Source organism: Bradyrhizobium sp. P2_E8, assembly GCF_056403875.1.
On the sequence record NZ_JBFUES010001100.1, the window covers coordinates 1 to 2305 of the forward strand.

The 2305-nt window shown below is 56.7% G+C and carries 3 protein-coding genes; all 3 read left to right on the forward strand.

The features are described from left to right. Nucleotides 1–492, forward strand: a 492-nt coding sequence (locus AC1D00_RS37195) for a helix-turn-helix transcriptional regulator (protein WP_477014096.1), incomplete at its 5' end; no start/stop codon positions are given. Nucleotides 493–578: 86 nt separating this feature from the next. Beyond that, nucleotides 579–1211, forward strand: coding sequence for an acyl-homoserine-lactone synthase (locus tag AC1D00_RS37200; RefSeq protein ID WP_477014097.1), 633 nt, complete (start codon nt 579–581; stop codon nt 1209–1211). 92 nt (nt 1212–1303) lie between these two features. Further along, nucleotides 1304–2260, forward strand: coding sequence for a LysR family transcriptional regulator (locus tag AC1D00_RS37205; protein WP_477014098.1), 957 nt, complete (start codon nt 1304–1306; stop codon nt 2258–2260). The last annotated feature ends 45 nt before the right edge of the window (nt 2261–2305 follow it).

The following is a 2305-nucleotide window of genomic DNA, read 5'->3' on the forward strand; positions in this document are numbered from 1 at the left end:
CTTGGCCAACCTGAACCGTTCAATTGGGGACCCGGAATCGAGCACACTGCATCGTCGAAACAACAGCAAGATTTGCTGGCTGAAGCAGCCAGGTTTGGAATCCGTCATGGATTCACAGTGCCGATCCACAACAATTCCGGTCCAATTGCCGCGGTCACGTTCGCGGTCGACGAACGTCGACCGTCCTTTGAACGCTGCGTAGGCGAGCACGCGCGGGTGCTACAACTCATGGCACTCTATTTTCACGCTCACGCTCGGCGGAAACTCTGTACTGATCGAGCGATCCAGGGTGTATCCCTGTCCCCCCGTGAATTCGAGTGCATTGAGTGGGCGGCCCAAGGAAAGTCTGCTTGGGAGATCGGACGCATTCTTGGCATATCGCGATACACAGTGGCCTCTTACCTTGAAAGCACGAAGGTAAAGCTAGGGGTACGGACAGTAATACAAGCGGCCGTGTGTTTGGCGGCTGCCAAGGAAGAAAAGCAAAATTGAGATCGGTGCCCCCGGTAGCTACGGGGGGTGCCACTCAATCATGGATCGGCTTCCATACGGCGAGATGACCTTGCTTGGAGACGATCATGATTCAGCTGATTACGGCACTGTGCTACGGTGACTTTGCACGCACCCTCATCGGGATGCACCAACTTCGATATCGGGTTTTCAAAGAGCGACTCGACTGGGATGTCCACATCAGTGCCGATACGGAAGTGGATGAATTTGACGGACTTAGCCCGGCGTACCTCGTACAGCTCGCCGACGACGGCCGCGTACAAGGGTCCGTTCGATTGCTGCCGTCGACCGGTCCTGTCATGCTTCGTGATACGTTCCCTATACTACTGACGGGTCAGGCGGCACCATCAAGTGCCTCAATATGGGAAAGCAGCAGATTTGCCCTGGACGTTGCAGGGGACTCACCCAGAGGAAATCATGGCATCGCTTGCGCCACCTACGAGCTGTTTGCGGGCATGATCGAATTCGGCCTTTCGCGACGACTTGCGGCCATCGTTACCGTGACGGACGCTCGAATGGAGCGAATCCTTCGGCGCGCCGGTTGGACTTTGGAGCGCATTGGCGAGCCCTGCAAACTCGGAAATACACTTGCCGTTGCGGGCTACCTCGAGATCTCAGGTGAAACGCTGGCAAAGATGCGCGAGGCGGGCAGCCTCCCTGGACCTGTCCTTTGGACACCAGTCATGTCGGCCGCAGCCTGAGACGCGACTTCCCGGCGAAGCTTTTGGAACGCGACGTCCCCGTCACGAGCGGGGACGCGCAAGTATCCGGCTAAATTACCGAGTATTCGGACATGGCGGCGATCGACGAAACAAGTGATAAGCATTATGCCGCGAAGACATTCGCTATAAACTTGCAGCACCTCCGATTCGCGGTAGTCGCTAGCGACTGTGGAAGCCTCCGGCGAGCGGCTGACTTACTTTCCGTTCGACATTCGGTATTGAGCCGCTCCATTGGTCAGCTTGAGCATGTGATCGGGGTGATGTTATTTGAGCGCTCAAGCGGAGGGGTGAAGCCTACGCTTGCTGGGCGGAGCGCTCTGCGCATAGCGAGAATGGTCCTGGAGCAGGTCGACGCACTTGTCGCAACAGGGAGGTCTAATGGCCGGGGTGAGACCGGCCGGATCTCGGTCGGCTTCTGTACCTCCATTTCGGCAGGCAATCTTCGGGCTACCCTAATCGATTTTAAGAAGCGGTTTCCGCAAATCGAAATAGCGACGGTTGAACGACCTCGCATCCCTCTGATGAACGCCCTCAGAAGCGGTACAGTTGATGTACTTATCGTCACTGGAGAAGCGCCATCGCTGAGCAATAAAGCCCTCGGAGTTTGGAGCGAACGCATACTTGTCGCCTTGCCCGAAGACCATCTGTTTGCGGCACGCGACGTGATTTACTGGACCGATCTGCGCGACGAGACAGTACTCCTGAGCCAGCACGACCCAAGCCGCGCACTCGAGGATCTCTTGATATCAAAGCTTGCATCTCCGGAAGATCGGCCCAAGATCGAGCGACACGAGGTCAGCCGGGGTATCATCGAGAGCCTCATCAGCATGAAACTTGGGATCAGCCTCGTAATGGAATCGGATACTGGCGCGAACCTTGCTGGTCTGGTTTACCGCGAATTGCGAGATGGAACGGGATCGAGCCGCATAGGTTTCTCTGCACATTGGCGCGCGGATAACGAAAACCCGGCCTTGAATACCTTTCTCAAACTCTTGGCTGAACGCTATCCCTCGCCGGCCCGCGATTGAGATACGCGCCGCAGCTTCGCAAATCCGCGATCGGTTGCCATGAAC

What these genes read in the sequence shown, in the direction of transcription:
- AC1D00_RS37205 (WP_477014098.1), top strand. Translation starts at nt 1,304, where the DNA reads ATGGCGGCGATCGACGAAACAAGTGATAAGCATTATGCCGCGAAGACA.
- AC1D00_RS37200 (WP_477014097.1), top strand. Translation starts at nt 579, where the DNA reads ATGATTCAGCTGATTACGGCACTGTGCTACGGTGACTTTGCACGCACC.